This is a genomic window from Microcystis sp. LE19-41.2A, from assembly GCF_027530405.1.
Lineage (GTDB): Bacteria > Cyanobacteriota > Cyanobacteriia > Cyanobacteriales > Microcystaceae > Microcystis > Microcystis aeruginosa.
Genome location: NZ_JAPZQJ010000491.1, coordinates 1 through 1,259, shown reverse-complemented (window position 1 = coordinate 1,259; position 1,259 = coordinate 1). Strand labels below are relative to the sequence as shown.

Below are 1,259 nucleotides of genomic sequence, written 5' to 3'. Positions count from 1 at the left end.
GGATAAAGGTATGAACACGGAAAATTTCTCTCCCCGACAAGCATTAAACAAAGCATTCCTGAGTAGGGATAATTCATGAATTATCCCTACGGAATTATCCCTACGGAATTATCCCTACGGAATTATCCCTACGGAATTATCCCTACGGAATTATCCCTACGGAATTATCCCTACGATAGGAATTGTTGTTACAGTGATTATAAATCCTTTCTACCGAAGCTTTGCCAAAACTGAACTTCCTCCTGACTAGGTTTGACTTGCTGATTTTCGATATCTTGATGCCATTTTAAAGGATTATTAACAATATATTCTCTAATTTTCGTTAAGGAAACCTCATCACGGATAATATGTTCATAATAATTCTTTTGCCAAACCGATTGACCTTGAGTACTCTGCAATTGATTAATCAGTTTAGCACTATTCATTTTAAAATAACCAACCACTTTAGGTAACAACATTTTTCGCCTTTCCTCTGGTAGAGATAATTCATGAATTATCTCTAATGGGTTATCAATAAATATTATTCCGTGAATATGATTAGGCATAATCACAAATTCATCTAAAATAACTTCTTTATAACGAGTATCTAAACTATGCCAAATATCCTTAACAACTTGACCAAATTGATTAAGATTCATGACGTTATCTTGTATGTCCCCTAATAAATTTTCACTATTTTTAATACAGATTGTCACAAAATATGCAGCCGATTGAGAATAATCATAGTGAGATAATCTTAAGGAACGACGATGGGGTTTATCAGAAAAGTTATTCATTTATTCATCTCCTTGTCAGGACAATAAATAGGAATCTTATTTTAGTTTTTGGCTATTTAGTAAAATAAGATTAAGCTGAAGATAACAATAATTGTAACTGCTCGGTCTCGCGTAGCGAGCGCGTTGCGACCGCTTCCTTTAACCTTTCTACCCCTGCAAACTTACTGGCAATTTCCCTCACATCTTGGGAAGTGGGGAGATTTTCTGAAAACCCTTGACAAATGGCGAGACTTGCTTTAGACTTTATGTATAATGGGAATACGTGCGCCCATATATATAGGGTTTTTGAGGGAAGATAAGAGAGAAAAAAATAGACTCCAAAACCGGGATGGGTAGGAATAGGGATAAAGGTATGAACACGGAAAATTTCTCTCCCCGACAAGCATTAAACAAAGCATTCCTGAGTAGGGATAATTCATGAATTATCCCTACGGAATTATCCCTACGGAATTATCCCTACGGAATTATCCCTACGGAATTATC

The 1,259-nt window shown here is 35.7% G+C and carries 2 protein-coding genes; one reads left to right on the top strand and one right to left on the bottom strand.

The window, feature by feature from the left end:
- Window positions 1-75 precede the first annotated feature (75 nt).
- Window positions 76-234 carry a hypothetical protein gene (locus O9290_RS20690; protein ID WP_288035952.1) on the top strand — a complete coding sequence of 53 codons (159 nt, stop codon included), beginning with the start codon at window positions 76-78 and terminating at the stop codon, window positions 232-234.
- Here O9290_RS20690 and O9290_RS20685 read toward each other — a convergent pair.
- A complete protein-coding gene (locus O9290_RS20685) occupies window positions 198-776 on the bottom strand; it encodes a transposase (protein WP_002761735.1) in 579 nt (192 codons plus the stop codon). The two genes, O9290_RS20690 and O9290_RS20685, sit on opposite strands and share 37 nt — an antisense overlap.
- Window positions 777-1,259: the final 483 nt, after the last annotated feature.

What these genes read in the sequence shown, in the direction of transcription:
- O9290_RS20685 (WP_002761735.1), bottom strand. Translation starts at nt 776, where the DNA reads ATGAATAACTTTTCTGATAAACCCCATCGTCGTTCCTTAAGATTATCT.
- O9290_RS20690 (WP_288035952.1), top strand. Translation starts at nt 76, where the DNA reads ATGAATTATCCCTACGGAATTATCCCTACGGAATTATCCCTACGGAAT.